Origin of the sequence: Falsiroseomonas oryzae, assembly GCF_027856955.1 — a bacterium.
Lineage (GTDB): Bacteria > Pseudomonadota > Alphaproteobacteria > Acetobacterales > Acetobacteraceae > Falsiroseomonas > Falsiroseomonas oryzae.
Genome location: NZ_JAPSMD010000636.1, coordinates 1 through 2,331, shown reverse-complemented (window position 1 = coordinate 2,331; position 2,331 = coordinate 1). Strand labels below are relative to the sequence as shown.

Sequence of the window (2,331 nt, the reverse complement as noted above, 5' to 3'; positions counted from 1 at the left end):
AGGTGATCGAGCTGACCGCCGCGCTCGGCACCTGGACCGCGCGCAGCGGCCTGTCGATCCTGGCCGAGGAGGTGGCGCGCGCCGGCCGCCAGCCGCCGCTGCCCGTGCCGCCCGATCGCGCCGCCGCGCTGCGCGCCCGCTTCGAGCCGCTGCTCGGCGAATGGCCGGCGGAGATCGCGGAGCATCTCTCCGTCGCGCCGGACTATGTCGAGGCCTATCTGCTGTTCCTGACCACGCCGCGCCGCACCGGCCCGCTGCCGCGCAAGGTGGTGGAATTCATCGGCCTGGCCGTCTCCGCCTCCCCCGCCACGCTGCACGAGCGCGGCATGCGCTTCCACATCCGCCGCGCCCTGGCCGAGGGCGCGACGCGGGAGGAGCTGGCGGAGGTGCTGCAGCTGGCCGGCGCCATCTCCATCCATTCCTGCTCCATCGGCGTCCCGGCGCTGATGTCGCTGCTGGAGGAGAAGAAGGGCTAGCTTTCCTCCGCCCGCTCCGCCTCGCGGAACAGCCCGACCAGGAAGTCGATGAAGACGCGCACGCGGGCCGACAGATGGCGGCTGCGCTGGTACACCGCGAAGACGCCGTTCTCGAACTCCAGGTGGCTGGCGCGGTACTCCGGCAGCAGGCGCACCAGGCGGCCCGCGCGGATGTCCTCGCGCACCGACCAGTCGGGCATCAGCACCACGCCGAGGCCCGCCAGCGCGGAAGCGTGCAGCGCCGGGCCGTTGTCCGTCACCAGCGCCCCGGTCACCGGCACCTCGGTCGTGCGGCCCGCCGAATCGGCGAAGCGCCAGACGGTGCGGCCCATGCTGAGCCGGTAGGTCAGGCAGCCATGCGCGGCCAGGTCGGACGGCACGGTGATGGGCGGCCGGCCGGCCAGGTAGGACGGCGCGGCGCAGACCACGCGCTCGCTCTGCGCTAGGCGGCGCGCCACCAGCGCGCTTTCCGCCAGCTTGCCGATGCGGATGTCCACGTCGATGTTGCGCTCCGCCAGGTCGATCGCGTGGTTCGACATGGAGAGGTCCACCGAGATCGCCGGATGCGCCTGCAGGAAGCGCGGCAGGTTCGGCACCAGCACCAGCGTGCCGACCAGCAGCCGCGAATGCACGCGGATGGTGCCGGAAGGCTGCTGTTCCCGCTGGCTGACCTCGACCTGCATCTCCTCGATCTGCTGCAGGATGGCCTCGGCATGGCGCAGATAGGTCTCGCCGGTGCTGGTCAGCGTCATGCTGCGGCTGGTGCGGTTCAGCAGCCGCGCACCCAGCTGCTCCTCCAGCGCAGTGATCTGGCGCGAGACGGATGCGGGCGAGAGGCCGAGCTGCCGGCCGGCCGCGGAGAGGCTGCCCTGGTGGGCGACCGCGGCGAACAGGCGCATCGTCCGCAAGGTTTCCATGGCGTGGCCGGACTTCTTTTCGCTCCCCGCAAAGATTGGTAGCGGCCCGGCCAGGGATTGCAAGCGGCGGCCTCACTCCACGGTGATGCGTTCCTGCACGATGATCCGGCGCCACATCTCCGTCTCGCGCTGCACCAGCGCCTCGAAGTCGGGGCCGATGACCGGCGCGACCTCCAGGTTGATGCGGCGGATGCGGTCCACCACGGCCGGGTCGGCGGCAATGGCGGCGATCTCCGTCAGCAGGCGCTGGCGCACCGGCGCCGGCAGGTTGGCGGGCGCCAGCATGCCGTACCAGGTGGTGATCTCCGCCGCGGGGATCCCGGCCTCCCGCGCCGTCGGCACATCGGGCAGCGAGGGGTGCCGAGCCGGGGCAGAGATGCCGAGGATGCGGATGCGGTCGTTGCCGCGCAGCGCGGCGACCGCGGCGGGCGTGAACAGGCCGAACTCGATGCGGCCGGCGACCAGGTCGCTCACCATGCCGGCCACGCCGCCATAGGGCACGTGCTCCATGCGCGCGCCGATCGTGTTGAGGAACAGCACGGTGGAAAGCTGCGTCGAGGTGCCGGTGCCGGAGGAGCCATAGCGCAGCCGCCCCGGATTGGCCGCCGCGTAGTCCCGCAGTTCCGCGATCGTCCGCGCCGGCACGTCGGCGCTGACCACATACGTCATGCCGGTCTCGGCGAACTTGGCGATGTAGGTGAAGTCGGACTGCCGGTACGGCGGGTTGCGCTGCAGGATCGGCTGGATGGTGACGCCGCCGGCCTCGCCCCACAGCAGCGTGTAGCCATCGGGCGCCGCCTGCGCGACCAGCGCGCTGCCGATGGTGCCGCCCGCGCCGGCGCGGTTCTCCACCACCACGGGCCGGCCGAGGCGCGCCGCCAGCGCCTCCGCCGCGATGCGCGCCGACAGGTCGGTGCCCGCCCCGGCCAGGAAGGGCA

General features: G+C 72.5%; 3 protein-coding genes. 1 reads left to right on the top strand and 2 read right to left on the bottom strand.

From position 1 onward, the window contains the following. A partial coding sequence (locus tag OZN99_RS29955; RefSeq protein WP_270938864.1) for a carboxymuconolactone decarboxylase family protein occupies positions 1-476 on the top strand: 476 nt, incomplete at its 5' end. Here OZN99_RS29955 and OZN99_RS29950 read toward each other — a convergent pair. After that, entirely contained in the window at positions 473-1,375 is a 903-nt protein-coding gene (locus OZN99_RS29950; RefSeq protein ID WP_270938863.1) for a LysR family transcriptional regulator, read from the bottom strand. The two genes, OZN99_RS29955 and OZN99_RS29950, sit on opposite strands and share 4 nt — an antisense overlap. Positions 1,376-1,465: 90 nt before the next feature. After that, positions 1,466-2,331, bottom strand: an 866-nt coding sequence (locus OZN99_RS29945) for a tripartite tricarboxylate transporter substrate binding protein (protein ID WP_270938862.1), incomplete at its 5' end; no start/stop codon positions are given.